Source organism: Kutzneria sp. 744, assembly GCF_000568255.1.
In the GTDB taxonomy this organism is placed as follows: Bacteria; Actinomycetota; Actinomycetes; order Mycobacteriales; family Pseudonocardiaceae; genus Kutzneria.
This window is the reverse complement of the sequence record NZ_KK037166.1, coordinates 7,049,368-7,075,957: the sequence shown is the minus strand read 5'-3', so window position 1 is coordinate 7,075,957 and position 26,590 is coordinate 7,049,368. Positions and strand designations below refer to the sequence as shown.

At 69.4% G+C, this 26,590-nt stretch carries 26 protein-coding genes; 20 read left to right on the top strand and 6 right to left on the bottom strand.

Going from position 1 to position 26,590, the window contains the following annotated elements; translation table 11 throughout:
• Position 1: 1 nt before the first annotated feature.
• Positions 2 to 226: a hypothetical protein gene (locus KUTG_RS32470; RefSeq protein ID WP_043722213.1), complete on the top strand. Its 225-nt coding sequence runs from the start codon at positions 2 to 4 to the stop codon at positions 224 to 226.
• Positions 227 to 344: 118 nt separating this feature from the next.
• Here the strand turns inward: KUTG_RS32470 and KUTG_RS32465 are convergent, their stop codons facing one another.
• Positions 345 to 1,913 (bottom strand): alpha/beta hydrolase, encoded by a 1,569-nt coding sequence (locus KUTG_RS32465; protein ID WP_052395660.1) that lies wholly within the window; start codon positions 1,911 to 1,913, stop codon positions 345 to 347.
• 133 nt (positions 1,914 to 2,046) lie between these two features.
• On the opposite strand from KUTG_RS32465, the gene KUTG_RS32460 reads away from it, so the two are divergent.
• Together KUTG_RS32460 and KUTG_RS32455 are read left to right on the top strand one after the other, a co-directional pair.
• On the top strand, positions 2,047 to 2,466 hold the full coding sequence (locus KUTG_RS32460) for a hypothetical protein (RefSeq protein WP_043722210.1): 420 nt from the start codon (positions 2,047 to 2,049) through the stop codon (positions 2,464 to 2,466).
• 17 nt (positions 2,467 to 2,483) lie between these two features.
• Positions 2,484 to 2,807, top strand: coding sequence for a hypothetical protein (locus KUTG_RS32455; RefSeq protein ID WP_043722207.1), 324 nt, complete (start codon positions 2,484 to 2,486; stop codon positions 2,805 to 2,807).
• A gap of 47 nt (positions 2,808 to 2,854) precedes the next feature.
• On the opposite strand, the gene KUTG_RS32450 is transcribed toward KUTG_RS32455, so the two are convergent.
• The gene (locus tag KUTG_RS32450) at positions 2,855 to 4,477 is read right to left on the bottom strand and encodes an LCP family protein (protein WP_232241504.1); all 1,623 of its coding nucleotides are present in this window, start codon (positions 4,475 to 4,477) and stop codon (positions 2,855 to 2,857) included.
• A 497-nt stretch (positions 4,478 to 4,974) separates the two neighbouring features.
• Between KUTG_RS32450 and KUTG_RS32445 the strand changes: the two genes are divergently transcribed.
• The 6 genes from KUTG_RS32445 to KUTG_RS32420 all read left to right on the top strand — a co-directional run bounded on the left by KUTG_RS32445 (position 4,975) and on the right by KUTG_RS32420 (position 12,530).
• On the top strand, positions 4,975 to 6,810 hold the full coding sequence (locus tag KUTG_RS32445) for a glycoside hydrolase family 2 protein (protein ID WP_084580034.1): 1,836 nt from the start codon (positions 4,975 to 4,977) through the stop codon (positions 6,808 to 6,810).
• A 516-nt stretch (positions 6,811 to 7,326) separates the two neighbouring features.
• The gene (locus tag KUTG_RS32440) at positions 7,327 to 7,845 is read left to right on the top strand and encodes a LamG domain-containing protein (protein ID WP_043722205.1); all 519 of its coding nucleotides are present in this window, start codon (positions 7,327 to 7,329) and stop codon (positions 7,843 to 7,845) included.
• Between the two features lie 83 nt (positions 7,846 to 7,928).
• On the top strand, positions 7,929 to 8,990 hold the full coding sequence (locus KUTG_RS32435; RefSeq protein WP_043722203.1) for an ABC transporter substrate-binding protein: 1,062 nt from the start codon (positions 7,929 to 7,931) through the stop codon (positions 8,988 to 8,990).
• Between the two features lie 198 nt (positions 8,991 to 9,188).
• A complete protein-coding gene (locus KUTG_RS32430; protein WP_043722200.1) occupies positions 9,189 to 10,676 on the top strand; it encodes a sugar ABC transporter ATP-binding protein in 1,488 nt (495 codons plus the stop codon).
• Positions 10,666 to 11,610 carry an ABC transporter permease gene (locus tag KUTG_RS32425; protein ID WP_043722199.1) on the top strand — a complete coding sequence of 315 codons (945 nt, stop codon included), beginning with the start codon at positions 10,666 to 10,668 and terminating at the stop codon, positions 11,608 to 11,610. Before KUTG_RS32430 ends, KUTG_RS32425 begins: the two co-directional genes overlap by 11 nt.
• Positions 11,607 to 12,530, top strand: coding sequence for an ABC transporter permease (locus KUTG_RS32420; RefSeq protein WP_052395658.1), 924 nt, complete (start codon positions 11,607 to 11,609; stop codon positions 12,528 to 12,530). Before KUTG_RS32425 ends, KUTG_RS32420 begins: the two co-directional genes overlap by 4 nt.
• Positions 12,531 to 12,549: 19 nt before the next feature.
• On the opposite strand, the gene KUTG_RS32415 is transcribed toward KUTG_RS32420, so the two are convergent.
• Complete coding sequence (locus tag KUTG_RS32415) at positions 12,550 to 12,801, bottom strand: hypothetical protein (protein WP_043722196.1); 252 nt, start codon at positions 12,799 to 12,801, stop codon at positions 12,550 to 12,552.
• A 272-nt stretch (positions 12,802 to 13,073) separates the two neighbouring features.
• On the opposite strand from KUTG_RS32415, the gene KUTG_RS32410 reads away from it, so the two are divergent.
• The 5 genes from KUTG_RS32410 (at position 13,074) to KUTG_RS32390 (ending at position 18,879) form a co-directional block, all read left to right on the top strand.
• Positions 13,074 to 14,327, top strand: a complete 1,254-nt coding sequence (locus KUTG_RS32410; protein ID WP_043731375.1) for an ABC transporter substrate-binding protein — start codon at positions 13,074 to 13,076, stop codon at positions 14,325 to 14,327.
• A gap of 98 nt (positions 14,328 to 14,425) precedes the next feature.
• Positions 14,426 to 15,361: a carbohydrate ABC transporter permease gene (locus KUTG_RS32405; protein ID WP_052395657.1), complete on the top strand. Its 936-nt coding sequence runs from the start codon at positions 14,426 to 14,428 to the stop codon at positions 15,359 to 15,361.
• 72 nt (positions 15,362 to 15,433) lie between these two features.
• Complete coding sequence (locus KUTG_RS32400; RefSeq protein WP_198047825.1) at positions 15,434 to 16,216, top strand: carbohydrate ABC transporter permease; 783 nt, start codon at positions 15,434 to 15,436, stop codon at positions 16,214 to 16,216.
• 49 nt (positions 16,217 to 16,265) lie between these two features.
• Entirely contained in the window at positions 16,266 to 18,035 is a 1,770-nt protein-coding gene (locus KUTG_RS32395) for a fatty acyl-AMP ligase (RefSeq protein WP_052395656.1), read from the top strand.
• A 37-nt stretch (positions 18,036 to 18,072) separates the two neighbouring features.
• Positions 18,073 to 18,879 carry an SAM-dependent methyltransferase gene (locus KUTG_RS32390; RefSeq protein ID WP_043722192.1) on the top strand — a complete coding sequence of 269 codons (807 nt, stop codon included), beginning with the start codon at positions 18,073 to 18,075 and terminating at the stop codon, positions 18,877 to 18,879.
• Between the two features lie 179 nt (positions 18,880 to 19,058).
• Here the strand turns inward: KUTG_RS32390 and KUTG_RS32385 are convergent, their stop codons facing one another.
• Positions 19,059 to 19,607 (bottom strand): RNA polymerase sigma factor, encoded by a 549-nt coding sequence (locus KUTG_RS32385; RefSeq protein ID WP_052395655.1) that lies wholly within the window; start codon positions 19,605 to 19,607, stop codon positions 19,059 to 19,061.
• Between the two features lie 359 nt (positions 19,608 to 19,966).
• Positions 19,967 to 20,548 carry a D-alanyl-D-alanine carboxypeptidase family protein gene (locus KUTG_RS32380; protein ID WP_232241079.1) on the bottom strand — a complete coding sequence of 194 codons (582 nt, stop codon included), beginning with the start codon at positions 20,546 to 20,548 and terminating at the stop codon, positions 19,967 to 19,969.
• Between the two features lie 96 nt (positions 20,549 to 20,644).
• Between KUTG_RS32380 and KUTG_RS32375 the strand changes: the two genes are divergently transcribed.
• From KUTG_RS32375 to KUTG_RS32355, 5 genes are read left to right on the top strand one after another with little or no spacing between them, the layout of a single operon-like run.
• Positions 20,645 to 21,319: a response regulator transcription factor gene (locus KUTG_RS32375; RefSeq protein ID WP_198047380.1), complete on the top strand. Its 675-nt coding sequence runs from the start codon at positions 20,645 to 20,647 to the stop codon at positions 21,317 to 21,319.
• Positions 21,316 to 22,761 carry a sensor histidine kinase gene (locus KUTG_RS32370; RefSeq protein ID WP_043722183.1) on the top strand — a complete coding sequence of 482 codons (1,446 nt, stop codon included), beginning with the start codon at positions 21,316 to 21,318 and terminating at the stop codon, positions 22,759 to 22,761. The genes KUTG_RS32375 and KUTG_RS32370 overlap by 4 nt, the downstream gene beginning before the upstream one ends.
• The gene (locus KUTG_RS32365) at positions 22,758 to 23,336 is read left to right on the top strand and encodes a hypothetical protein (RefSeq protein WP_043722180.1); all 579 of its coding nucleotides are present in this window, start codon (positions 22,758 to 22,760) and stop codon (positions 23,334 to 23,336) included. The genes KUTG_RS32370 and KUTG_RS32365 overlap by 4 nt, the downstream gene beginning before the upstream one ends.
• Before the next feature lie 10 nt (positions 23,337 to 23,346).
• A complete protein-coding gene (locus tag KUTG_RS32360; RefSeq protein ID WP_043722177.1) occupies positions 23,347 to 23,964 on the top strand; it encodes a TetR/AcrR family transcriptional regulator in 618 nt (205 codons plus the stop codon).
• 33 nt (positions 23,965 to 23,997) lie between these two features.
• Positions 23,998 to 24,648 carry a biliverdin-producing heme oxygenase gene (locus tag KUTG_RS32355; protein WP_084580024.1) on the top strand — a complete coding sequence of 217 codons (651 nt, stop codon included), beginning with the start codon at positions 23,998 to 24,000 and terminating at the stop codon, positions 24,646 to 24,648.
• Between the two features lie 115 nt (positions 24,649 to 24,763).
• Here KUTG_RS32355 and KUTG_RS32350 read toward each other — a convergent pair whose 3' ends face one another.
• Positions 24,764 to 25,432: a lysophospholipid acyltransferase family protein gene (locus KUTG_RS32350; protein ID WP_043722171.1), complete on the bottom strand. Its 669-nt coding sequence runs from the start codon at positions 25,430 to 25,432 to the stop codon at positions 24,764 to 24,766.
• A 213-nt stretch (positions 25,433 to 25,645) separates the two neighbouring features.
• Here KUTG_RS32350 and KUTG_RS32345 point away from each other — a divergent pair, with 213 nt between their 5' ends.
• Positions 25,646 to 26,449: a hypothetical protein gene (locus KUTG_RS32345; protein ID WP_052395654.1), complete on the top strand. Its 804-nt coding sequence runs from the start codon at positions 25,646 to 25,648 to the stop codon at positions 26,447 to 26,449.
• Positions 26,450 to 26,590: the final 141 nt, after the last annotated feature.

The following is a 26,590-nucleotide window of genomic DNA, read 5'->3' as shown; positions in this document are numbered from 1 at the left end:
CATGACCGGTCCGTTCATCTGGTGGCACAGCCGCTACGACGACCAGGTGCACGCCTTTCCCCTGGCCCAGATCACCCAGGTCGGAAGCCGCACTCTCGCCGCCCGCTGCTCCCACTCCGCCCACCGCGACCTCATCCTCGACACGGCCGACGGCATGCGCTGCTTCCGCTGCGTGCTCCTGGTCAACTGCCCCGAATCCCCCGCCCGGGCTACCCCCATCTGGTGAATCCCCACCACCACCCCCACTCTCTGCCACCAGGTTTTGCCACATGTGGTCCACATGTGGGCCCCAGAGTCGAATGTGGTCCACATGTGGAAAAACCGTTGGGCCGAAAGGGTGACGGTCAGGGGCGAAGGAGGGTGCGCGGAGCCGATGGAGCTGAAGGAGCCGACGGGGCGGCCAGGGAGCGGGCGGCCGTCGAGCGGGAGGCCGTGGGGTTGGGCTGGGGGTGGCCGGCGCAGTTGACGTCGGCGGCGGGGACGGTGCCGTTGAGCCAGTACGCGGTGGCGTAGCCGTCGATGCAGGTGTTGCCGACCCACGGGGAGTTGTACAGGCCGTGGGAGCCGCCGCCCTGCTCGATGATCATCCGCGAGCTGGGCAGGAGCTGGTGGGTGCGCAGCGCGCCCTGGTACGGGGTGGCGGCGTCCTGGGTGCCCTGGAGCATCAGGATGGGCGGCAGGCCGGCGCCGGTGATGCGCATGGCGGAGGACTGCGACGAGGTCCAGAAGGCGCAGGGCAGGTTCATCCAGGCGTTGGACCAAGTCTCCAAAGGAGCCTGCCGGGCCACGGCGATGTTGTCGTGGTTCCACACCGACCAACTGCGCGGCCACCGGGCGTCGTTGCACTCGACGGCGGTGTAGACGGCGTTGCCGTTCTCACTGTCGGCGGTGGCGGGGTCGTTGGCCCGCGTATACGACACGAGACCGGAAGCGTCGCCCTTGGTCACGAAGGCGCTCAGGGCCTTGGCGTTGCTGACCCAGTTGATGTCGTAGTACCCGGAGTTCACGACGATCGAGTCCAGCTCGGCCGGACCTACCGGCCCGGCGGCCTTGGCGGCGAGCCCGGAACGGGCCTTGAGATAGGTGGCGTACACGGCCTGTCCGCCGACACCGAGGTGGAAAACGCTGTCGTAGCGCCCGATCCAGTCGAACCAGATGTCGGTCCGCTTCTGGAACGCCACGTCCTGGTCGAGGTTGTCCTGGTACCAGACGGAGGCGGGATCGGCGTTGACGCTGCTGTCGAGCATCATCCGCCGCACGCTGCCCGGGAACATCTGCCCGTACACGGCGCCGAGATAGGTCCCGTACGAAACGCCGAAGTACGAGATCCGGGTCTCGCCGATGGCCTTGCGGATCTCGTCGATGTCGCGAGCGGTGTTGGCGGTGTTGATGTACGGCAGCTCCGCGCCGGAGCGGGCGGCGCAACCGTCCGCATAGGACCGTGCCCGCTTGACGAACGGGACCTTGGCGGCCTCGGTCGCCGGCGTGGGATCGGCCGCGGGGGTGGCGAAGAAGGACGGGTCGACGCAGCTGATGGGGCTGCTCTCGCCGACGCCGCGCGGGTCGAAGCCGATGAAGTCGTAGGCGGCACGCACGCTGGCCGGCACCGCGCCGGCGTCGAACAGACCGCTGCCGCCGGGACCGCCGGGGTTGAACACGATCACGCCCTGGCGCGCACTGCCAGTGGCCTTGAACCGGGACACCGCGATGGTCAGTTTGAGACCGGACGGCCGCGAGTAGTCCATCGGCACGGTGATCGTGCCGCAGTCGTACCGCGGGTACTTCTCGCAGCGATGCGTGAACACCTTGTCGGAGGCGGCGGGGCGGGGTGTGGACGGTGTGTCGGCCGATGCCGGCACGGCCCCGACCAACGAGCCCAACAGGACAACGACCAGCGCCAAGGTCGATTTCACAGTGAGGTCCCCTCGCTTTCCCGCAACCGACGCCAGAGTTGATCGCGAACCCCGGCCGAGCCCCCAGCGCGACGGGCCGCGCGTTACGAAAGCGTTATCCCCGATCGGGTCCTTTTCGTGCTGGGGTGCAGTCATGCCCGATCCGCTGGTGATCCACTGCTCGCCGACCAATCCGCGTGTGTTGTCCGTGATCGTCCTGATGGGACTGTTGTCCCTGGCCACCCTGATCGCCGGACTCACCACGGTCACCACGCTCGGCCCGCTCCAGATCGTGATCTGGCTGCTGATCGTCGCCGTCTTCGCCCTGATCCCGGTGGCCTACCTGCGCCGGACCCGGCTCGAACTGGACGACCGCCAGCTGCGTGTGCACGTGCTGATCGGCCCCACCAGCAAGATCGACCGGGAGCGGATCGGGGCGATCACCATGGCCCGCCGCGGCACGCACTTCGTGCTCGACACCGACGGCCGCCGGCTCACCGCGTTCCGGGACCTGTGGTCCTACCGGCAACTGGAGGCGCTGCGCGAGGAACTTCGCGCGGACCTGATCGAGTGACGGGGATAATCGACGCCGTGACCGACGACGGGCTCGGCTGGTACGGGGTGCGCTGCGTGTTCCGCTGGAACGACCGCGAGCACCGACCGTACGAGGAGCGGATCACCCTGTGGCGCGCGGCATCCGCCGCCCAGGCGATCGAGCTCGCCGAGCGCGAGGGCCGCGACTACGCCCGGGACAACCGCTTCGAGCAGCTGAACTTCGCGCAGGCCTACTCGCTCTCGGAGGACCGGATCACCCAGGGCACCGAGGTGTTCTCGCTGTTACGGGACAGCGAGCTCAAACCGGACGCGTATCTGGACAACTACTTCGACACCGGCGGCGAGCACCAAGCCCGGTGATGAGTTCATGACGGTGATGGTCTGGCCGGCCGGAAGCGCGGACCGGCTTAATTCACGCAGGTCACGCCATCTGCCGTGATCGTGTCACTGGCCGGCGCGGCGGGGGTGGTCGTCGGGGCGAGGGCGTAGGCGTGGGGGCCGGTGAAGCCCTGGGCGCCGGGGCCGTCGTAGGCCGTGGACACGAAGAGCCGCACGTGGCCGGGCTCGATGCCGTCGGCGTCGTCCTGCTCGGTGTCGTAGCCACCGCCCAGCGCCGCGGACACCTTCTCAGCATCGGCGGCGCCGCCCTTGGGGTACCGGATGACCGACTTGGACCGCTTGGTGGCGTTGCCGGTGTCGCCCTGGGTGAAGCCCTTGGCCACCAGCGCCGACATCACGGCGTCGGCCAGGCCGGGGGTGCCGTTGGCGTTGCGCACCTCGACGGTGATGCCGTTGCCCGTGGTGGAGCCGCTGGTCGGGGCGCCGGCGGAGCCGGTGGGCTTGGTCCCGGTCAGCTGCTGCACGAAGGCCTTGACCTCCGACGGCGTCACCTCGACGGCCTGGCCGTCGTTGGGGGTGGGCAGGTCGGGCCGTCCGGTGGGAATGGTCTGGAAGTGCAGGCCACCGCCGGTCATGCCCTTGAGCTGGGTGGCGAAACCGAGCAGGTCCCAGCCCTGGTCCAGCACCACGGCGTTCTTGATGGCGTTGATCAGGCCGGCCAGCTTGCCGGGGTTGGTCAGCGTGCCGCCGGACAGCACGGTGCTGGCCAGGCCGGCCATGAACACCTGCTGGCGCTTGATCCGGTCCAGGTCGCCGTTGGGCAGCTCGTGGCGCTGGCGCACGAACTTCAGCGCGTTGACGCCGGAGACGGTCTGCACGCCGGCCGGGAAGTCGGCGCCGGAGAAGCTGTCCTTGGTGGCCGCCTTGAGGCACACCTTGACGCCGCCGATGGCCTGGGTGATCTCGCTGAAGCCGAACAGGTTGATCTCGGCGTAGTGGTCGATGCTGGCCCCGGTGAGCTGCTCGATGGTGGCGATCAGCTCCTTGCGCCCGGCCGACTGGGACTGCTGGGCGATCTGCTTGGTGTCGGTCACGCCCTTGTTGCGCAGGTCGGAGGCCTCGTCGTTCATGGCGCGGGCGTAGGCCGAGTTGATCTTGTGCTTGCCGTAGCCGCCGGGGATGTCGACGTAGGAGTCGCGCGGGATGGACAGCAGCGCGGCCGGCTTGCTGGTGTCGTTGGGGATGTGCACCAGGATCAGCGTGTCGGTGTTCAGCTCGCCGTCGTCGCCGCCGGCGTTGAGCTGGGCCAGCAGCTTGGGGTCCAGCGGGTTGCCGTGCGCGTCGGTCCGGCTGTCCAGGCCGACCAGCAGCACGTCGATGGCGCCGTCGGCCGGCTTCTCGGCCTTGATCACGTTGTCGGTGGCCAGGCCGGAGGTGAGGCTGTCCAGGGTCGCGTAGCCGTAGCCGGTGACCAATAACACCACCGTGGACACGACGGCGAGCGTGACCAGGCCGGCCCGCTTGGCCACGGTGCCCCCGCCCAGCGTGGGGCGCGACGGGGCTTGCTTACGAGCGAGCGGCTTCTCGGCAGCGGACTTGGCCGGGGCCGACTTCGGCTGCGGCTTGGCGGCCGGGGGCTTCTGAGCGGCGGCCTTCGGACCGGCCGGCTGCTGAGCGGAAGCCTTCGGCACCTGGGCATTCCGGCCGGGAGACTTCTGGGCCGGCGGCTTCGGGGGCGAGGCCTGCGGGGCCGGCGGCTTCTGAGCAGCACTCGGCGGTGCCGGCTTGCGGGCCGGCGGCTGCTGCCCCGCCGCACGCGGAGGCTGCGGGGGCTGCGGCCGGCCGCCGGGCTGGCGCGGCGGTTGCGGGCGTCCACCCGCGCCCGCCGGAGGTCCGGGGCGTCGGGGCGGCTGGCTCCCGAAATTGCTGTCCACAGGCGTCCACCTCCCGGCGATCTCAGCGTCCACCCGCGTGCCCACAGCAGGTAGTCACGCGGGATTTGTCGATGCCGGAACTCCCCAGCCCAGCGATTTTCCGGCCGTACCGTAGCCCAGTTCGCCGACGCGACCGGACACCAGGGGGCACGAACGGCGGTTGATGACCTAGCGTGCCGGCCTTAGCATCCTGCGTGACGACGGCTGGTCCCACCCGGGAACGCGCACCCAGCACCCGCGTCTAAGGAGTGCCGATGCGCAGATTCGCTAGTGTGTTCGTCGTCCTGCTGGCCGCTTTGTCGGTCTTCACCCTGCCGGCCGCGGCCGCGCCGGACGGCGGCTGGCACCGGAAGTCGCCGCCGCTGTCGACGCCGTGGACCAACCAGGTCGGCCCGGACAACGCGCTGCCGGAGTACCCGCGGCCGCAGCTGGTCCGCCACGACTGGCGCAGCCTCAACGGGGTCTGGCAGTTCGGGACCACACCGCCGGACGGACATTCCCTGCCGGAACGGATTCTCGTGCCGTACCCGGTGGAATCCGCCCTCTCCGGCATCATGCGACACGAAAGCACCATGTGGTACCGGCGCACCTTCACCGTGCCGCAGGCCTGGCGCGGACAGCGCGTGGTGCTCAACTTCGGCGCCGTCGACTACCAGGCCACGGTCTCGGTCAACGGCCACGAGCTGGCCACGCACAAGGGCGGCTACGACGCGTTCAGCGTGGATGTGACGGATGCGCTGAACCGGCACGGCGACCAGGAGCTCGTGGTCGGCGTGGTGGATCCCACCGAGGCCGGCGGCCAGCCGATCGGCAAGCAGCGGGTGAATCCGGTCAACAGCATCGTGTACACGCCGAGCTCCGGTATCTGGCAGTCGGTGTGGATGGAGCCCGTGCCGACGACCCACGTCACCGCGCTGGACGCCGTGCCGGATCTGGCCACGAACTCGCTGAAGCTGACCGTGCACACCGCCGGCACGCCGGGGCAGCCGGTCCAGGTCGAGGCCAGTGATCACGGCCGAACCGTGGCCCGCGCCACCGGCACGGCCGACACGCAGCTGACCATCCCGATCAAGCGCCCGCACCTGTGGAGCCCGGACGACCCGTTCCTCTACGACCTGTCCGTCCGCGTCGGCGGCGACCGCGTGACCAGCTACTTCGGCATGCGCTCGGTGTCCATCGGCAAGGGCCCCGACGGCAAGCTGCGCACGCTGCTCAACGGCCAGTTCACGTTCAGCCTGGGCACGCTGGACCAGGGCTTCTGGCCGGACGGGATCTACACCGCCCCAACGGATTCCGCGCTGCGCTTCGACCTGGCCGAGCAGAAGTCGTTGGGCTTCAACACGGTCCGCAAGCACATCAAGGTGGAGCCGGACCGCTGGTACTACTGGGCCGACAAGCTGGGCCTGATGGTGTGGCAGGACATGCCGTCGATGAACGCCGACTTCGGGCCGACGGTGCCCAGCACGCCGCGCCCGACGCCCGAGGCCCAGCAGCAGTTCACCGTCGAGCTGCACAGCATGATCACCCAGCACCTGAGCCACCCGTCGATCGTGGAGTGGGTGCCGTTCAACGAGGGCTGGGGCGAGTTCTCCCCGGCGGCCATCGCCGACCAGGTCAAGGCCTGGGACCCGAGCCGCCTCGTCAACAACAACAGCGGCCTGAACTGCTGCTACTCGTTCGACGGCGGCAACGGCGACGTCTACGACAACCACGCCTACGTCGGCCCCGGCAGCCCCGTACCGACCGACACGCGGGCCGCGGTGGACGGCGAGTTCGGCGGCCTCGGCCTGATCGAGCCCGGCCACGAGTGGCAGCCGGGCAAGGGCGGCAGCTACGAGATGGAACCGGACAAGGCCACGCTGACCAGCCGTTATGTGCAGATCCTCAACCAGGTCAAGGACTGCGAGGTCAAGTGCGGGCTGTCGGCGGCCATCTACACCCAGGCCACCGACGTGGAGAACGAGGTCAACGGCCTGTTCACCTACGACCGCAAGGTGCTCAAGCCCGACCTGGCCCAGGTCCGGGCGGTCAACCGGGCCGTGATCGCCGCCTCCGGGCAGGCCACGCAGCCGCCGCCCCCGCCGCAGTGAAGGAGTAACGCTCGTTGCCGTGATACTGCCTCACGGAGGCAAAGGTCAAGGTAGGCACTCTGGTTACTGACTACCGCGGCAACATTCTCCAATGTTTAGCATAACCGGTATTCAAAACTCGTCGCACAATGCTGCAAAGTACTCGTCGAATTTACCAGCACTCAGTAGTGCTAACGTGAATTTGTATTGCTTACAGAAATTGGTGTCGGCGCACTTCTGTACGAGGTGTTCGCACATGGCTAGTCGGGCACCCTCAGAGCAATCAACTGTCCTTAACGGGGTTTTCTCCGGCGCTGCACTAGATGAATGGGAGCTCGTGACACTCACGCGCCCCATCAGTTATCGGGACAAGAGCCGGTTCAAGCCCGCTCAAACGGTGATTGTCAATGTTTTTCAAGGGGTGGTAAGTGGTCAGGATGTGCGGAAGCGCTAACGACGGCCAAGAGCCCTAAAGGAGACCCACGGAGTGAATACACCTCGGGCCACGGCCACTCGGTCGCGCTGCAGAACGGTCCGTTGTGGACACCCGGCCACAGCGGGCAGGCGCTGGAGTTCAACGGCGTCAACCAGTGGGCCGACACCAATGCGTCCATTCTGGACACGACCACGGACTACTCGGTGGCGGCCTGGGTGCGGCTGGACCAGCTCGGCCGGTTCGCGACGGCGGTCAGCCAGGACCGCTCCGACGGCGTGAGCGAGTTCTTCCTCCAGTACTCGGCCCAGGACAACCGGTTCGCCTTCAGCACGCCGACGGTGCGGGCGGTGGGGCCGATCCCGCAGACCGGGGTCTGGTACCACCTGGTCGGCGAGTACGACTCGGTGCACTCGCAGATCAGGCTGTACGTGAACGGCCAGGCCGCGGGCACCGCGCCGTACTGTCCGGGCCGCGCCGCCGCCGGGCACACGGTGCTCGGGCGCGCCCTCTACAACAAGGCGCAGGTGGATTTCTGGCACGGCTCGCTGGACTCCGTGCACGTGTACGACCGGGCGCTGTCACCGGCGGAGATCGATCAGCTGTACCGGTCGGACACCTGATCGGACAAACATTGCGTGACCGCTTGACAGCGAAACGAAGTTTTCCGTTAGTTTGGTGCGAAGCGGGTAGGAGGGTGTTGACGATGAAGTCTTCCCTTGGGGCGGCCGTCGCGGTAGCCGCGTTGCTGGTGGTCAGCGGGTGTGCCAACCCGGAGGGCAGCGGTAGCGGCGGGCCGGGGAGCACATCCGGCGGCGGGCAGCAGACCGCGTCCAACGCGGCCGGACCCACCTGCACGATCGACGCCTACGGCGCGACCAAGGTGGACTTCAGCAAGGCGATCGTGGGCTTCTCGCAGTCCGAGGCCGAGGCCAACCCGTTCCGGATCACCGAGACCCAGTCGATCACCGACGAGGCCCAGAAGCAGGGCGTGCAGCTGCTCAAGCGCAACGCCAACTCCAACCTGAGCCAGCAGATCTCCGACATCCAGGGCCTGCTGGCGCAGGGCGCGAACCTGCTCATCGTGGCCCCGCTGAACTCGGAGGGGCTGGAGCCGGCGCTGCAGGCGGCCCGGGACAAGCACGTGCCGGTGGTGACCATCGACCGCAAGCTGTCCTCGGCCACGGCCTGCAAGGACTACCTCACGTTCATCGGCTCGGACTTCGTGACCCAGGGCAAGCGGGCCGCGACCCAGCTGGTGAAGGCCACCAACGGCACGGCCAAGGTGGCGATCCTGCTCGGCGCCACCGGCAACAACGTGACCACGGACCGCACCAGCGGCTTCACCGACTACCTCAAGGCCAACGCCCCGAACGTGCAGGTCGTCGCCCAGCAGACCGGCGACTTCACCCGGGAGAAGGGCCAGTCGGTGACCGAGCAGCTGCTGCAGGCCCACCCGGAGATCACCGCGATCTACGCCGAGAACGACGAGATGGCCCTGGGCGCGGTGACCGCGATCAACGGCGCCGGCAAGAAGGCCGGCACCGACATCAAGGTGTTCTCGGTGGACGGCACCAAGAACGTGGTGCAGGACATCGTCAGCGGCACGATCAACGGGGACGTGGAGTCCAACCCGCGGTTCGGCCCGCTGGCCCTGTCCACGCTGAAGGACTTCCTCGACGGCAAGGCCATCCCGCAGACGATCACCATCCAGGACAAGGAGTACGACAGCTCCAACGCCGCCGCCCAGGTCGGCAACGCGTATTGAATGGCGCCGCCTTCGGCGTCGCGGCTCGACCGCTCGTGACCGGTGCCTTCCCTGGCCGCATTTCGATCGCCCGCGTCAGCTCACGCAGTGCGCGCGTCGGGTGGCGGGCGATCGAAATGCGGCGACGGTCCAGGCACCGGCGCGGCCTCGCACTCTGGGGGTTGGCGGTCGTTCAGTGGCTACTACAGGGAGGTCCGATTGCTGCAGGCAGTCGGGGTGAGCAAGCACTTCGCGGGCGTGCAGGCGCTGCGGGAGGTGGATTTCGAGCTGCGCCCCGGCCAGGTGCACACCCTGGTCGGCGAGAACGGCGCCGGCAAGTCGACCCTGATCAAGGTGCTCACCGGCGTCTACCAGCCCGATGCCGGCGAGCTGCTGCTGGACGGCGAGCCGGTGGCGTTCGGGCGTCCGCTGGACGCGCAGGCGGCCGGCATCAGCACGGTGTACCAGGAGGTCAACCTGGTGCCGTCGATGTCGGTGGCGCAGAACCTGTTCCTGGGCCACGAGCCGCGCAACCGGGTGGGGCTCATCGACTTCCCGGGCATGCAGGCGCAGGCCAGGCAGCTGCTGTCGGAGCTGGGCATCAGCGTGGATCCCCGGCGGGCGCTGCGCACGCTGGGCCTGGGCGTGCAGCAGATGATCGCGGTGGCCCGGGCGGTACGGGCCAGGGCCAAGGTCGTGATCATGGACGAGCCCAGCTCGTCGCTCGAACCCCGTGAGGTGGAAACCCTTTTCGACGTGATCCGGCGGCTGCACGAGCGCGACGTGGCCGTGCTCTACGTCAGCCACCGCCTGGAAGAGCTGTACCAGATCTGCGACACCGTCACTGTTCTGCGTGACGGCCGCGTTGTCCACAGTGGACCGCTGGCCGAGATCGGCCGGCTGGAGCTGGTGGCCACCATGCTCGGCCGCGAGCTGTCCGGGGAGCGCACGGTGTTCGCCGGCGAGCACGACAGCCGCGAGGCGACGGTGTTGAGCGGCAAGGATTTGCGCCGCCGGACCGTGCTCGACGGGGTGGACCTGACCGTGCATCCCGGCGAGGTCGTCGGCCTGGGCGGCCTGCTGGGCTCCGGCCGCACCGAGACGATGAAGGCCCTGGTCGGGCTGCAACCGCTGGACTCCGGCGAGATCGAGGTGGCCGGCAAGAAGATCCGCGCGGGCTCGACACCGGCGGCCATCCGGGCCGGCCTGGTGCTGGTGCCGGAGGACCGCAAGGCCGAGGGCATCATCCCCACGCTGTCCGTGCGGGAGAACATCGTGCTGGCCGCGCTGCCCCGGCTGTCGGTGGCCGGCATTGTGTCCAAACGAAAGCAGCGCGAGATCGTCGACACGTTCATGCGGCGGCTGCGGATCAAGGCCGCCAGCCCCGAGCAGAAGGTGGGCGAGCTGTCCGGCGGCAACCAGCAGAAGGTGATGCTGGCCCGCTGGTTGGCCATGAGCCCCAAGGTGTTGCTGCTGGACGAGCCGACGCGGGGCATCGACGTCGGCGCGAAGGCCGAGGTGCAGGCGCTGGTGGACGAGCTGGCCGGGCAGGGCCTGGGCATCGTGATGGTGTCCAGCGACCTGGAGGAGCTGGTGGAGGGCGCGGACCGGGTGATCGTGCTGCGGGAAGGGGCGTCGGTGGCCGAGCTGACCGGCGACCAGGTCACGGTGGACGGCGTGATGGCGGTGATCGCCGATGACCATTAGCCCCCTGCTCAGAAGAACCGCCATCCGGGACTACGGCGTCTACCTGGCGCTGCTGGTCCTGGTCGTCATCAACGTCGTGATCACCCCCAACTTCCTGACCGGCGACAATCTCCGCACCCAGTTGGTGCAGGTGGTGCCGACGCTGGTGGTGGCGCTGGGCATGGCCCTGGTGATCGGCACCGAGGGCATCGACCTGTCGGTCGGCTCGGTGATGGCGATCGCCGCCGCGCTGCTGCCGCTCTATCTGGGCTACGGCGTGGTGGCGTCGATCCTGGTCTGCCTCATCGCCGGTGCCCTGGCCGGGCTCCTGAACGGATCACTGGTCACTTTTGCCGGCGTGCAACCGATTGTGGCGACGCTGGCGCTGCTCGTCGGCGGACGAGGGCTGGCGCTGGTGATCGCCAACGGGCAGCTCAAGCAGCTCTACAACCCGGACCTGCTGGCGCTGGGCTCGTCCTCGGTGGTCGGCATCCCGCTGACCGTCCTGGTCGCGCTGGTGCTGGTGGTCGTCGTGGCGTTGCTGGTCGAGCGCACGACCTTCGGCCGGCAGTTGGTCGCGGTGGGCGGCAACCGCCGGGCGGCGGAGTTCGCCGGCCTGCCGGTGAAACGAACGCTGCTGTCGGTGTACATGCTATCCGGGGTGTTCGCGGCAATCGCGGGCGTGCTGGCCAGCGCCCGGCTGACCGCGAGCGACCCGTCCAGCCTCGGCCTGCTGATCGAGCTCTCCGCGATCACCGCCGTCGTGGTCGGCGGCACGCCGCTGACCGGCGGCCGGGTGCGGGTGATCGGCACCGTGGCCGGCGCGCTGCTGATGCAGCTGATCGCCGCCACGCTGATCAAGCACGACGTGCCGGCCTCGGTGACCCAGATGCTGGAGGCGGCGCTGATCGCCGCGGCCGTGCTGGTGCAGCGGGAAAGGAGGACCGGGAAGTGATCGTCCGGCTGCAACGCCAGGGCGCGCTGGTCGTGCTCGTGATCCTGCTGGCCCTCGGCGGCCTGCTGTTCCGCACCTTCCTCACCACCTACACGCTGGGCAACCTGGCCGTGCAGGCCAGTTTCCTGGCCATGATCGCGCTCGGCATGACGCTGGTGATCATCAGCGGCGGCATCGACCTGTCGGTCGGCTCGGTGTACGCGCTGTCCGGCGTGCTGGCGGCGTACGGCTCGACGCGCTGGGGTCTGGCCGGCGCGCTGATCCTGCCGCTGGTGGTCAGCGCCGTGATCGGGCTCATCCAGGGCACGCTGATCGCGCGGCTGCGGATGGCGCCGTTCATCGTGACGCTGTGCGGGCTGCTGTTCGCCCGCGGCCTGCTCCAGCTGATCACCAGCGAGGGCTCCACCACCTACCTGGTGCCGGCCGGCTCCGCGTTCCGCTGGCTGGGCGACGGCACCGTGCTGGTGGTGATCGCCGTCGTCGCCTATCTGGTCGGAGGCCTTGTGCTGCAACGCACACCGTTCGGCATGCGGCTGTTCGCGGTGGGCGGCAACGAGGACGCGGCCTCGCTGATGGGATTGCCGGTGGCCCGCACCAAGATCAGCGTGTACGTGATCTCCGGGCTGCTGGCCGGCTGCGCCGGCGTGATGTCCGCCGCACAGCTGGGCTCCGGCGTGACGGTGATCGGGGTGGGCCTTGAGCTCAACGCCATCGCCGCGGTGGTGATCGGCGGCACGATGCTGACCGGCGGCAGCGGCGCGGTCAGCGGCACGCTGGCCGGGGTGGCCCTGCTGTTCGTGATCCAGGAGCTGATCAACCAGCTCGGGCGGTTCAACTCGAACATGCAGAACGTGGTCAGCGGCGCGGTGCTGGTGGTTGTCGTGGTGCTGCAGACCCTGTTGTCCCGGGCCCGGCGGTAACGCGGCGATGTGCCGGGTGTCAGCCGCGCAGCAGCATCAGTTCGATCGGGTCCACCCGGTCGAAGTTGGCGCTGGCCGAGCGGCCCAGCTCGTCGGCCAGGGCCTGGTCGCCGCGGCCCGCCGCGCGCAGCGCCTCGGCCGCCAGGGCCAGGCCGTTCAGCAGCTCGATGCGGCTCTCGGCCGTGCCCTCATCGGCCGGAACCAGAGCGTCGAGCAGCACGTCCACCACGAGATCAGCGGCGTCGGCAGCCTCGTGGAAGGTGGTCGCCATCACAGGACTCCCTCAGAAATGACCGGAGCCCCGCACGGGGGTGAGCGGGGCTCCGGCACTAGGCCCGCCGCTCAGGGGGGAGGGAGCGGCGGGAGTCTCGGTACGCGTTCCACGATACGACCGATCGGCCGCCATGGGCCAAAACATGGAGTAAATCACTGTGACCGGCGGCCCGGTTCCACATCGAGGGATCGGCTGACGGAGTCCGGGCTCGCGTGATGGGGTTGTCACGCGGTGTGCGCCAAGGGAATTCCAACGAAGGGGTGGACGTGATGCGCGGGTACAGCCGGCGTGGATTCCTCGGGATGGCGGGCGGCGTCACAGCGGCCGGCCTGCTTGCGGCCTGCGGTTCGAACACGGGACGCGGCGGCGGAAGCGGCGGCGACACGATCGAGCAGTGGTACCACGCCTACGGCGAGACCGGGGTCCAGCAGGCGGTCGAGCGCTACGCCAAGGCGTACGACAAGGGCACGGTCCACGTGCAGTGGAATCCCGGCGACTACGACTCGAAGATCGCCAGCGCGCTGGCCGCCAGCAGCGGCCCGGACGTGTTCGAGTCCACGCTGCGGGTGGACATGGTGCGCAGCAAGCAGATCGTGTCCCTGGACGACCTGCTGGGCGACGCCCGCAGCGACTTCACCGAGTCGGTGCTGGCCAGCCACACCGTGGACGGGCAGGTCTACGGCATCCCGCAGGCGGTGGACATGCAGATGCTGTTCTACCGCAAGAGCCTGCTCCAGAAGGCCGGGCTCCAGCCGCCGCGCAGCGTGGACGAGCTGATCGACGCGGCCCACAAACTGACCACCGGCAAGGTGAAGGGCCTGTTCCTCGGCAACGACGGCGGCGTCGGCGTGCTGGCCGGGCCGGCGCTGTGGTCGGCCGGCCTCGACTACCTCACCCCCGACAACAAGGTCGGCTTCGACGACCCGCTGGCCGCGGAGTCCGTCGGCAAGCTGCGGACCCTGTTCACCAGCAACAGCCTGCTGCTCGGCGCCCCGGCCGACTGGTCGGACCCGTCGGCGTTCACGCAGGGCCTGACCGCCATGCAGTGGACCGGACTGTGGACCGTGCCGGCCGTGCAGAAGGCCCTGGGCGACGACTTCGGCGTGCTGCCCTGGCCGGCTTTGAACGGCGCCGGCAAGGCGTCGGTGCCGTTCGGCGCGTACGGGTCGATGGTCAACGCCAAGAGCAAGAAGATCGACGCGGCCAAGGCCTACGTGAAGTGGCTGTGGATCGAGCGCGGCGACTACCAGCAGGACTTCGACCTCAGCTACGGCTTCCACATCCCGGCCCGCAAGAGCCTGGCGGCCAAGGCCGACAAGCTCAAGTCGGGGCCGGCCGCCGACGCCGTGCGCTTCGTGCAGGACCTGGGCAAGCCTTCCAACCCGCCGCCGTGGACGGCCAAGATGCAGCTGGCGCTGAGCGACTCCCTGAACAAGATCGTGCGCAGCGGCGGCAACGCGACCACCGAGCTGAAGAACACGGTGACCCAGGTCCAGGACGAGCTGAAGCGACTCAACGGATGACCAGGCGCCAGCGCCTTTTCCGCGCGTTCCGCGCGGGTGCGGATCGCTCTGAGCCGATGCCTTCGCCTGGTCCGGAAAGATCGCTCGACAGTGCCGACATGCGCCTTCCGCGCGGCAGCGATCTTTCCGGCCTGCGGCTCCAGGCATCGGCGCGATCCGCCGCGTTCTGGCTGTTCGTGGCCCCGTTCCTGATCGGGTTGCTGATCTTCAACTACATCCCGATCGGCTGGAGCGCCTACCTCAGCTTCTTCGACGCGCAGGGCACCGTCACCCCGGACACCTTCGTCGGCCTGAGCAACTACGCGGACATGCTGACCGGCCCGTTCGCGCAGAGCCTGCTGACCTTCAGCGTGTTCGCCCTGTTCATCGTGCCGCTGACGTTTGCCCTGGCCCTGGGCCTGGCGGTGGCGGTCAACCGGATCCGCTTCGCCCGGACGTTCTTCCGCTCGGTGTTCTTCCTGCCCACCGCCTGCTCGTACGTGGTGGCGGCGATGGTGTGGAAGCTGTCGCTGTTCAGCGGCGTGCGGTTCGGGCTGGCCAACACCGTGCTGGACTGGTTCGGGCAGGACCCGGTGGCCTGGCTGTCCAACCCCGATCCGCCCTGGTACTGGGTGGTGCTGGTGACGGCCCGGCTGTGGCTGCAGGTCGGCTTCTACATGATCCTGTTCATCGCCGGCCTCCAGCGCATCCCCGACTCGCTGTACGAGGCGGCCTTCGTGGACGGGGCCAAACCGGGCTGGCAGGTATTCCGGCACGTCACCTTCCCGCAGCTGCGGCCCACCTCCATCGCGGTGCTGCTGCTCAGCTTGATCGCCGCGTACCAGGCGTTCGACGAGTTCTACAACCTGCTCGGCACCGCCCGCGGCTACCCCGACTTCGGCCGGCCGCCGCTGGTCTACCTGTACTACCTGGCGCTGGGGCAGACCCAGGACTACGGGCACGGCAGCGCCGGCGCGCTGATCCTGGCGCTGCTGATCGCCCTGGTCACGCTGGCGCAGGGGCGGCTGCTCGGCTTCGGACGACAGGAGGCCTGAGGCGTGGACAAGCAACCGGTCGGCCTGCGCCCCGGCGTCGTCGGCACCTCGCTGCGGTACCTGGCGCTGACCGTGGCGGCGCTGCTGTTCCTGCTGCCGTTCTACCTGATCGTCCGCAATGGACTGTCCACAGAGGCCGATATCACCTCGCCGGAATGGTCCCTGTTCCCGAGTTCCCTGCACTGGGAGAACATCACCGAGCTGTTCGACGACCCCAGCGTGCCGATGGCCCACGCGCTGTGGAACTCGCTGGTGATCGCCGTATTGCAGACCGGAGGGCAGCTGCTGCTGGGGTCGCTGTGCGGCTACGGCCTGGCCCGCATCCCGTACAAGCACGCGAACAAGATCTTCTACCTGATCGTGGCCACGCTCATGGTGCCGGCCGCGGTGACCTTCGTGCCGAGCTTCGTGCTGGTCTCGTCACTCGGCTGGGTGAGCTCGCTGCGCGGCCTGGTGATCCCGGGTCTGTTCGCCGGCTTCACGGCGTTCATGTTCCGGCAGTACTTCCTGTCCTTCCCCCGTGAGCTGGAGGAGGCCGCCCGCATCGACGGCCTCGGCTACTGGGGCACGTACTGGCGGATCGTGGTGCCCAACTCCTGCGGCTTCTTCGCGGCCGTGGCGGTGATCCAGTTCATCGGCAGCTGGAATGCCTTCCTCTGGCCGCTGGTGATAGGCCAGGACGAGGATGCCTGGACCGTCCAGGTGGCCATGTCCACGTTCCTCACGGCACAGAACGTGAACATCCATGAGCTTTTCGTGGCCGCCGCCGTGGGCATCCTGCCGTTGGTGCTGGTTTTCGTGGTCTTGCAGCGCTTCCTCGTTCGAGGCGTGGCCGAGACCGGCATCAAGGGCTGACCATGGCAGAGTAGGACCGAGCGCGTCGCCCCGAGGGCCGGTGGACACGATGACGATTCGGATCGACTCACCCGAGACGGTGGCGGCCGCCTTCACCCGGATCCGCCGTGAGCGCCCCGACCAGCCGATCCTCACCTACGTGGCCGACGACGGCGTGGCCGAGACGACCTGGACCGCCGGCCAGCTGGGCCACCAGGCCGACCGGGTGGCGGCCGAGCTGCGGGCCCGCGGGCTGGAGCCCGGCGACCGGGCGCTGCTGGTGCACCTGCCGTCCCCCGACTTCGCGATCACCCTGCTCGGCTGTCTGGCCGCCGGCGTGGTGCCGGTGCCGGCCGCGCCGCCCAACCCCTTCACCATGCGGCACGACCTGGAGGCGTTCACTGCGATCGCCGGCAGCTCGGGCGCGCGGGCGGTGCTGACCCACGGGGCCTACGACCGGATCCGCACGACGGTCGGCGCCGGCCAGCTGTGGCCGGCGCTGCCCTGGCACCGAACGGACCGGGACAGACCCGAGGCCGACCGCGAGACCACCTGGCACCAACCGTCCACACTGGACAAACCGGCGCTGCTGACCTACACCTCCGGCTCCACCGGCTCCCCGCGCGGAGTCCTTGTCTCCCACCGAAACCTGCACTGCGAGCTGGCCCAGAACCTGGCCGACACCGACCTGCGCGGCCCGGCCACCCGGGCGGTGTCATGGCTGCCGCACTTCCACGACCAGGGCCTGATCTCCATGACGCTGGGCGCGCTGGTCGGCAGCGGGCACGTGTACATGATGTCCCCCTTGACCTTCCTGCACCGGCCCACCGTGTGGCTGGACGTGGTGTCCCGGGTCGGCGCCACCCACACCGCGGCCCCGAACTTCGCCTACGACCTGATCGTGCGCAAGACCACCGAGCAGCAGCGGGCGTCGTGGGACCTGTCCGCCCTGCGGGTGGCCATGTGCGCCGCCGAGCCCATCCGAGCCTCCACAGTGGACGCTTTCGTGAAGGCGTTCGCCGTCTCCGGCCTTGCGCCCCATGCCTTCTACCCCGCGTACGGGCTGGCCGAGAACTCCGGCAGCATCACCATGGGCGGCGGCAGCGTGCTCCGCGTCGACCGGGACGCCCTGGACGGCAACTGGGTGGTGCCGGTGGCCGAGGGCTCGGTGACCCGCAGCGCCCGCTACGTCGGCTGCGGTCCCGTCACCAAGCCGGACACCACCCTGCTGATCGTCGATCCGGAGACGCGGCTGCCGTGCGCGCCCAACCGGGTCGGGGAGATCTGGGTCGACGGCCCGAGCAAGGCGCTGGGCTACTACGAGCTGCCCGACGAGACCGCCGAGACGTTCCGGGCCACCCTGGCCGATGACAGTGAGGGCGAGTTCCTGCGCACCGGCGATCTCGGCTTCCTGCACGACGGCGAGCTCTTCGTCACCGGGCGGCTCAAGGACCTGATCATCGTCCACGGCCTCAACCACTACCCCCAGGACATCGAGGACAGCGTCCGCGGCTGCCACGCGGCGGTGCGGGCCGGTGGCGTCGCCGCGTTCGCCGTGACCACCGGGGAGGACGAGCCCACCGGGGAACGCCTGGTGCTGTTCGTCGAGCTCAGGCAGCGGCGGCCGAGCGAGGCCGTGATCGACGAGGTGGTGCGGGCCGTGCGGCGGGCCGTGTACGGGGACCACCGGCTGGCCTGTCACACCGTGGTGCTCGGGTTGAACGGCCTGGTCAGGAAGACCACCAGCGGCAAGGTGCGGCGGCAGGCGTGCCGCGAGGCGTTCGAATCCGGCCTGGTGCACGGCGAGCCGACGACCGTGATCGTCTCCACCCTGCACTAGGGTCGCTCGGTCGAGTGATTTTTTGGGAGGCGGGCGGATGGAGCGGCCTACGTGGGCCCCGGGCGAGGTCGACCTGGAGCGGCCGAGCGCGGCCCGGGTCTACGACTACTACCTCGGCGGCTACCACAACCTCGCCGTCGACCGGGAGTTCGCCGAACAGGCCATGCTCGCCATGCCCGAACTGCCGCTGATCATGCGCACCAACCGGGCCTTCCTGCGGCGCTCCGTGCGACACCTGGTGGCACAGGGCGTCCGGCAGTTCCTCGACCTCGGCTCCGGCATCCCCACCGTCGGCAACGTGCACGAGATCGCCCAGGGGGCCGCCCCCGAGTCACGCGTCGTCTACGTGGACAAGGACCCCGTCGCCGTGGCGCACAGCCAGGTGATGTTGGAAGGCAACGCCGGCGCCGCCGTGCTGCTGGCCGACATGCGTGACGTGCAGTCCGTGCTGGCCGACGAGGCCGTCGCCCGGCTCATCGACCCGGCCGAGCCCGTCGGTGTGCTGATGTTCGCGGTGCTGCACTTCGTCGACACCGACAAGCTGGCCCGCGACACCGTGCGGGGCTACATGGCCGCCGTGCCCTCGGGCAGCTACCTCGTGGTCTCCCACGGCACGCACGAGGTCGTCGGCGAGCGGGGCAAGCAGGTGGAACGCCTCTACACCCGCACCGACAACCCGTTCTACCCCCGCAACCAGGCCCAGGTCAGCGCCCTGGCCGACGGCCTGGAGCTGATCGAGCCCGGCGTGGTCTACCTGCCGTCCTGGCGCCCGGACTCCCCTGAAGAGGTCGAGGACCACCCCGAGAAGTCCAGCACCTACGCCATGGTCGCCCGCAAGCCGTAAGGCCCGGTTCGCGCCCGGGCCGGCCTCGCTGCCGCCCTCTGCCGCACGCACCCCCACCCCCGATTTTTTGCCACATGTGGTCCACATGTGGCGCTGGGAGTCGAATGTGGCGCACATGTGGCGATCGGGTGTGCGCGAAAGCGTGTTTCGGTGTGACGCTGGGCGGGACTCGCGGGGGTTTACGCAGTTCGGCCGAGGTGGACGGGGCGGTGCTCGGCCATGAGGCGCTCCATCTTGTCGAGGGCGCGGCTGGCGGTGGACTTCACGGCGCCCTGGGAGATGCTGGTGGCGCGGGCGATCTCAGCCTCGGTCATGCCGCCGTAGTAGCGCAGCACCAGCACCTCACGCTGCCGGGGCGCGAGCTGGGCCAAGGCGTCCATCACGGCCTGCTGGTCGGTGGTCAGCATGGCCAGCGACTCGGCGGAACGGGCCGGCACCTCGTGCGGCGGCACGTAGTCGCGGGCGCGCTTGCGGCGGCGGAGCATGGACCGGCTGCCGTTGACCACGGCGGCCGACAGGTACGCGGCAGCCGACGACTCGTCGCGCAGGCCGCCCCAGTTGCGGTGCAGTGCCGCGAACGCGTCCTGGACGACGTCCTCGGCGCTGGCCATGTCGTCGACCAGCTTGCGGGCCAGACCGAGCAGACGGACCCGGTGCTGCCGGTACAGGTCTTCCAGCGTCAGCGGCTGTCGGATGGACGAAACGGACCTGAGCTGCGTTTGCTGCATGGCCCAAACGATCGCCGACCGGTGTCCGCATCCCATGCTGACTGTGTCACAGCCGTGTCACAGTGCTTAATTTCCCCGCCTTCGGCGGGGGCTCGGCCCCCCTTAAGCCCCTGCCTCGCCCTTGCTGGATTTTTCGAGGCCCGCAGCGGCTCGGGTGGTGGGGCGAGTTGGGTGGCGGGCCTCGAAAAATCCAGCAACCGGGCGAAGCAGGGGCGGGGCCGAGCGGTTCTCTGGTCGGACGGCAGAAAGGGGGCAGGTGGGGCGATTTATCGGTTGGATGGGGAAAGGCGCAGGTGAGGGGGGCTCAGCCGCTCGTGTGGTGGGCGCAGCCGTTCGTGGTGAGCGCAGCCGATGGGGGCTCAGCCGCCCGGGGTGGGGCGCATGGGGGGCTGGCGGCCGGTGCCGCGGTATTCGGGCCAGTACTCGAAGTGCCACCATTCGTTGGCATATGTCCGATACAGGCCGAAGCGGTCGCCGTTGCGCTCCAGCCAGCGGGCGCCCTCGGTCGGCCGGACGTCCAGTGCCCGGCCCCGCACATGCGAGGACTCCTCGGGTGGCAGCACCCACTGCCGGGCGGCGCTCTCGGACCCGTAGCTGCGCACCGCTTCCTCGAACAGTTCGCGCTGCTCGGCGTACATTCGGTGACCGGAGGTGAGGCCGATGAGCTCGGCGTCATGCCACAGCGCGGCGCAGCGGGCCGCGATGAACGCCGCCCGGGTGCCGGGCGTAAGTCCGGTCAGATCCTCGAACGGATACCGCACCCGAAAGGCCCATTCACATGCCCGTTCGCGCACTCTGCCGCCGCCGGTGACCAGGGCGGCCAGCGGCAGCAGCACCGTCGCCACCAGCACGGTCAGGTGGCGATAGGCATGATCGCGGCGGCGAACCGGCATCTGCCCGACCAGTTGCTCGCCCCCACGTCGGCGGCGCACGTACGTCACTCCCACGTCCTCGGCACGTCATGGTTTCGCTACAAGAGCCCGCGGCAAAGGCTTACGGCCAGCGTCGCCGCGACCATAACCGAATAATCTTCGATCGTGTCCAGGGTTCTGTTGATAGAGGACGACCGTGCAGTGCGCGAGGGCTTGCAGCTGGCCCTGCGCCGGCAGGGCCACACCATCCACGCCGCCGAGTCCGGTGAGGAAGGTCTCACCCGGCTGCGGGCGGAGGCGCCGGACATCGTCGTGCTCGACCTGATGCTGCCGGGTATCGACGGCTTCGAGGTGTGCCGGCGGATCAGGGCGCTGGGCGACACCCCGATCATCATGCTGACCGCACGCAGCGACGACTTCGACATCGTCGGCGGCCTGGAGGCCGGCGCGGACGACTACGTGGTCAAGCCGGTGCAGCCGCGGGTGCTGGACGCCCGCATCCGCGCGGTGCTGCGTCGCACCGGCGCCGAGCGCTCCGAGCAGGAGAAGCACGGAAAACTGGTCATCGACCGGGCGGCGCTGGTGGTCACCAAGGACGGCGCGCAGATCGGCCTGACCCCGACCGAGCTGCGGCTGCTGCTGGAGCTGTCCGGCACGCCGGGCCGCGTGCTCAGTCGCCAACAGCTGCTGGAAGCGGTCTGGGAGCACGACTACCTGGGCGACTCCCGCCTGGTCGACGCCTGCGTGCAGCGGCTGCGGTCCAAGATCGAGGACAACGCGGCCGACCCGCTCTACGTGCAGACCGTGCGCGGCTTCGGCTACCGGTTCGGCCCGGTATGAGCCGGCTGCGGCGGTTCCTCGGGGTGGCGTGGGGCCTGCGCCCGCGCCTGGTCGTCGCGTTCGTGCTGATCGCCGCCATCAGCGCCGCGGCGGCGTCCGGCGCGATCTACGTGGCCGCCCGGCGCACGATCGAGACCGACGCCACCAACTCCGTGGTGCTGCCGATGATCGACCGGATGAAGCAGTGGACCCACCAGAAGCTGCCGCCGCGGCAGGACGACCTGAACGGCATGGCCAACTCCGCCAACAGCGACGCCATCGCGATCTACCAGGACATGCGCTCCCAGAACAGCTACTTCGACATGTCCGCGGTCACGCCGGAGATGCGCGACGAGATGCGCAACGGCCACGCGGTGCTCTGGCAGCGCATCGACTACAAGGGCCTGCCGATGATGGTGGTCGGCATCCCGATCCTGGCCTGGCAGACCGACAACACGTGGAAGTCCTCCGGCCTTGAGGTCTACGCCCTGGTCAGCATGAGCGACCAGCAGACGGCCGTCGAGGAGCTGGCCACCAGCGCCTGGTTGTACGGCTCGCTGGCCGCCCTGTTCGCGGTGATCGTCGCGCTGGTGGCCGCCCGTGGTGTGCTGCGGCCGGTCCGCCGGCTGGGCATCACCGCGCGCCAGCTCGGCGAGGGCGACCTGTCGGCCCGGCTGACCGTGCGCGGCAACGACGAGATGGCCGAGCTGGCCCGGACGTTCAACGACACCGCCGCCGCGCTGGAGCAGCACGTCGGTCAGCTGCGGCGAATGGAGGCCGACGCGCGGCGCTTCGTCGCTGACGTGTCGCATGAGCTGCGCACGCCGCTGGCCGCGATGACCGCCGTCACCGACGTGCTGGACGAGGAGGCCCCGCAGCTCGGCGACGACGCCGGGCAGGCGGCGCGGCTGGTCAGCCAGGAGACCCGCAAGCTGACCCGGCTGGTCGAGGACCTGATGGAGGTCTCCCGGTTCGACGCCGGCGCGGCCAAGCTGGCGTTGGACGACATCGACGTGGCCAGCGCGATCGGGGCGACGCTACGGGCGCGGGGCTGGCTGGGCCGGGTCCACGCCGAGCTGCCGGCCGGCGTCATCGCCCGGCTCGACCCGCGCCGGCTGGACGTGATCGTGGCCAATCTCGTCGGCAACGCGCTCAAGCACGGCGCGCCGCCGGTGCAGATGCGGCTGTGGGCCAACCACGACTGGATCGAGCTGCGGGTCGCCGACAACGGCCCCGGCCTGCCCCCGGAGGTGCTGCCGCACGTGTTCGACCGGTTCTACAAGGCCGACTTCTCCCGGGCCCGGTCCGAGGGCAGCGGCCTGGGCCTGGCCATCGCCTGGGAGAACGCGCGACTGCACAGCGTCGGCCACCTCCATGGCAGTCTGGAGGCGGCCAATCGTCCGGAAGGAGGCGCGGTGTTCACCCTCCGCCTGCCCCGCGTGATGGATGAGGAACCGGTGTGACGCGCAGGAACGGCCTGGTCAGCCTGGCCTCGCTGGCGGTGACCGGCGCGGTCGTCGGCCTGCTCGTGGCGGGCTGCGGCATCCGGCCGACCGCGGTGATCCGCGGCCAGGACGCGCCGCAGGGCGCGATCACCAGCCTGGTCGTCTACCTGATCGACCACGGCACGCTGCGGGCCGTGGCCCGGCCGCTGCCGCCGACCTCGACGACGAACCCGGACGGCACCAACAAGGTCATTCCCTACGTGCCGCCCGAGCAACAGGCGCTCAGCGAGCTCGTGCGGGGGCCGAGCGCCACCGAGGCGGCGGCCGGCATGACCAGCGAGGTGCCGAACAACGTGTTCGCCACCGTCGGCCAGAACCAGGGCCAGAGCCCGGGCAACGTCGTCCCCGTGTTCGTCAAGACGGCCTCCGGGGAGTCGCTGTCCAAGCACGCGGTGGACCAGATCGCCTGCACCGTGATCACCTCCCTGGCCGTCAACAGCTACAGCGACACCAAGCCCAGGTACCAGGTGGCGGTGTTCGACAGCGGCGGCGAGCCGCGGCCGCCCCAGGGCTGCCCGCTCGACACCCCGTAACCTGGAAGTCGTGCCGAAGATCACCGGCAGGTCGTTGGGCGAACACCGGGAACGCACCCGGGAACGGATCTTCGCGGCGCTGTCGACACTGATGTACCAGCGCGGCTTCGACGCGATCTCGCTCGCCGACATCGCGGCGGCGGCCGAGGTGGGCCGGACGGCGATGTACAACTACTTCGCCGACAAGGAGTCGCTGCTGCTGGCCTACGCCGAGCACGCCACCGAGCAGTACATGGCCGAGCTGGTCTCGGCGCTGTCCGGGGTGCGCGATCCGGTCGACGGCCTGGCCACCTACGTGCGCAGCCAGCTGCGGCACGTCGCCCGCAACCACCTGCCGCCCGGCACCGCCCTGCGGTCGCTGATGTCCGAGCAGACCTACCGGCACATGATCGAGCACGTCAGCGCGCTGGAGCTGATCCTGCGCGGCATCCTGGCCGCCGGCATCCGCGAGGGCCTGCTGCCCGACGACGACGTGGACACCCTGGTCGGGCTGGTCACCGCCTGCATCAGCGGCCGCACCGTCGCCGAGCTGTCCGGTCCCGAGCTCGACCACGCCGTCGAGTCGACCGTGCGCTTCGTGCTACGCGGAGTGGGCGCTTTTTATGACGACCTGTCGTCACAATCTTGACGACACCGCGTCGGCATCAGCAGACTCGCAGGCGTGACCTTCTCCGCGACCCTCCGGGCCGAGACGATGGCCGACCACCAGGTGGCCAACGGCGCCGAATTCGTGCGCGTGCTGTTCGACAAGCAGCTGAGCCTCGCCGGCTTCGCCGCCCTCGTGGCTCAGCACTACTTCATCTACCGGGTGTTGGAAGAGGCCACCGACGCGATGGCCGACGACCCGGTGGCCGGTCCCTTCGCCCGTCCCGAGCTGAGGCGACTGCCCTCGTTGGAGCAGGACCTCGCCCATCTCTACGGCCCGGACTGGGCGAGCATCGTGGAGCCCGGCCCGGCCACCGTCGCCTACACCGACCGGCTGCGTGAGGTCGCCTTCACCTGGCCCGGCGGCTTCGTGGCCCACCACTACACCCGCTACCTCGGCGACATCTCCGGCGGCCAAGCCGTCGGCGCGGTCACCGAGCGTCAGCACGGCCTCGTCGACCACGCCGGCACACGGTTCTACGTCTTCGACCAGATCCCCGACCGCAAGGCCTTCAAGGCCCGGTACCACGAGCTGCTCGACACCGCCCCGTGGGACGAGGCCGAGCGCGAGCGGGTCATCGAGGAGTCCCGCATCGCCTACCGCCACAACGCCGCGGTCTTCACCGACCTGGAGCGCCACCTGCCCCAGTACCTGGTCAACGCCTGACCTCGGCCCTTGATGCACCCCCTGATGCGGGGAAGGACGCCTTACCCGCGTTGAACGAGGGTAAGGCGTCCTTCCCCGCATCAAGGAGGGCGGCGGTCACGCTGCTTTCAGTCGGTCACGCGGCTTTTGGGTGGGGGCGGTAGCTGTCCACGTATTCCTGGCCGGTGAGCTCCAGGATGGCGTACATGATCTCGTCGGTGACGGCACGGTGGATCATGGTCGACTCGGCCATGCCCTCGTAGCGGGAGAAGTCCAGCGGCTTGCCGAACCGGATGGTCATCGGACGGATGCGGGGCAGGCCCCGACCGTTCTTCTGGACCTGGTCGGTGCCGATCACGCCGACGGGGATCACCGGGGCGCCGGTCGCGAGGGCGATCCGGGCCACGCCGGCGTGGCCGCGGTAGAGCCGGCCGTCCGGCGAGCGGGTGCCCTCGGGGTAGATGGCGAAGGCGCCGCCCTTGTTCAGCACCTCCTCGGCGGTGTCCAGGGCCGCCCGCGCCGCGCGGCCGCTGCCGCGCTGGACGGGGATGTGCCCGAGGCCGCCGAAGAAGCCGCGCATCAGCGCGCCCTTGACGCCCTTGCCCTCGAAGTACTCGGCCTTGGCCAGGAAGTTCACCCGACGGGGAACCACCATCGGGATGACGATGCTGTCCACGAACGCCAGGTGGTTGCTGGCAAGCATCACCGCGCCGGTGGCCGGAATGTTCTCCAGACCCTCGACCTTGGGGCGGTAGACCGCCCGGCCCAACCGTCCCGCAACCCGTTTCATGAACCAGTACAGCAAAACACGACCTCCGCGCCGCCGCCCACGATGCCGCATGGATTTTGTCATGTTCAACGCTGGTGAAGGCACGACAGTGCCAGTGCTGTCCGTCACGGGGTACCCCAGTACTGGTTTTGGAACCCGCCCGCGGCCCGGACTTCGCAAACTGGCAACCGACCAGGGCCCCCGGGCGTAACCTTCGGCGACAACCACTTGGCGAAGGGTGGTCGGCACATGGGCCACTGGGATCCAGGACACGAGCGCCTGCTCTGGTTCTTCCTCGGCCTGGTCATCGCGTTCGTGCTGATCAGGATCAGCGTGCGGATGATCAGAGCGAAGGTGCGCTGGTGGCCGGGGAACGTGTCGTCCGGTGGCACCCACATCCACCACGTGGTGTTCGGCGTCGTGGCGATGATGCTGGGCGGCGTGATCGGCCTGGCCACCCCGGACGACGCCGGCGACTGGCGACTGTGGTCGGCGGGCCTGTTCGGCGTGGGCACGGCCCTCGTGCTCGACGAGTTCGCGCTCATCCTGCATCTGCGTGACGTCTACTGGACGCAGGCCGGCCGGCTGTCGGTGGACGCCGTGTTCCTGGCCGTCGGCCTGACGGGACTGTTACTGCTCGGCGCCAAGCCCCTGGACTACGGCCTGCTGCCGGACTTCAACCTGCCGCCGCACGTGGCCACCGGCCTGGTGGCGCTGGTTGACCTTGGCTTCGCGGTGGTCGCCCTGCTCAAGGGCAAGATCTGGACCGGGCTGCTCGGGCTGTTGCTGCCGCCGCTGGCCGAGATCGGCGCGCTGCGGCTGGCCCGCCCGAACTCGCCGTGGGCCCGCTGGCGCTACCGCGCGGGGTCGCGCAAGCTCAGCGTGGCGATCCGGCGGGAGGCCCGCTACCGACAGCCCCTGATCCTGCTCAAGATCCGCATCCAGGAGTTCATCTCCGGCCGGCACGACCTGCTCGAAGAGCCGCTGGTGCACGTGGCCGAGCAGCGGGAACCGGCCGTGGAGGAAAAAGCCGGCGCCCCCGCACGGGGGTGAGCGGGGGCGCCGGGGTAACCCGCCATGTCGAGGGGGGAGGAACACGGCGGGAGCTTCGTACCGACCTCACTGTAGTACCCGGGTTCGGCGCACCGAAACCCTCAGTGTCGCCAATCGTAGTCGGGCGACTACAGGACCGGA

What these genes read in the sequence shown, in the direction of transcription:
- KUTG_RS32425 (WP_043722199.1), top strand. Translation starts at nt 10,666, where the DNA reads ATGACCATTAGCCCCCTGCTCAGAAGAACCGCCATCCGGGACTACGGC.
- KUTG_RS32460 (WP_043722210.1), top strand. Translation starts at nt 2,047, where the DNA reads ATGCCCGATCCGCTGGTGATCCACTGCTCGCCGACCAATCCGCGTGTG.
- KUTG_RS32345 (WP_052395654.1), top strand. Translation starts at nt 25,646, where the DNA reads ATGGGCCACTGGGATCCAGGACACGAGCGCCTGCTCTGGTTCTTCCTC.
- KUTG_RS32445 (WP_084580034.1), top strand. Translation starts at nt 4,975, where the DNA reads ATGCGCAGATTCGCTAGTGTGTTCGTCGTCCTGCTGGCCGCTTTGTCG.
- KUTG_RS32435 (WP_043722203.1), top strand. Translation starts at nt 7,929, where the DNA reads ATGAAGTCTTCCCTTGGGGCGGCCGTCGCGGTAGCCGCGTTGCTGGTG.
- KUTG_RS32385 (WP_052395655.1), bottom strand. Translation starts at nt 19,607, where the DNA reads ATGCAGCAAACGCAGCTCAGGTCCGTTTCGTCCATCCGACAGCCGCTG.
- KUTG_RS32410 (WP_043731375.1), top strand. Translation starts at nt 13,074, where the DNA reads ATGCGCGGGTACAGCCGGCGTGGATTCCTCGGGATGGCGGGCGGCGTC.
- KUTG_RS32370 (WP_043722183.1), top strand. Translation starts at nt 21,316, where the DNA reads ATGAGCCGGCTGCGGCGGTTCCTCGGGGTGGCGTGGGGCCTGCGCCCG.
- KUTG_RS32405 (WP_052395657.1), top strand. Translation starts at nt 14,426, where the DNA reads ATGCGCCTTCCGCGCGGCAGCGATCTTTCCGGCCTGCGGCTCCAGGCA.
- KUTG_RS32415 (WP_043722196.1), bottom strand. Translation starts at nt 12,801, where the DNA reads ATGGCGACCACCTTCCACGAGGCTGCCGACGCCGCTGATCTCGTGGTG.
- KUTG_RS32470 (WP_043722213.1), top strand. Translation starts at nt 2, where the DNA reads ATGACCGGTCCGTTCATCTGGTGGCACAGCCGCTACGACGACCAGGTG.
- KUTG_RS32390 (WP_043722192.1), top strand. Translation starts at nt 18,073, where the DNA reads ATGGAGCGGCCTACGTGGGCCCCGGGCGAGGTCGACCTGGAGCGGCCG.
- KUTG_RS32395 (WP_052395656.1), top strand. Translation starts at nt 16,266, where the DNA reads ATGACGATTCGGATCGACTCACCCGAGACGGTGGCGGCCGCCTTCACC.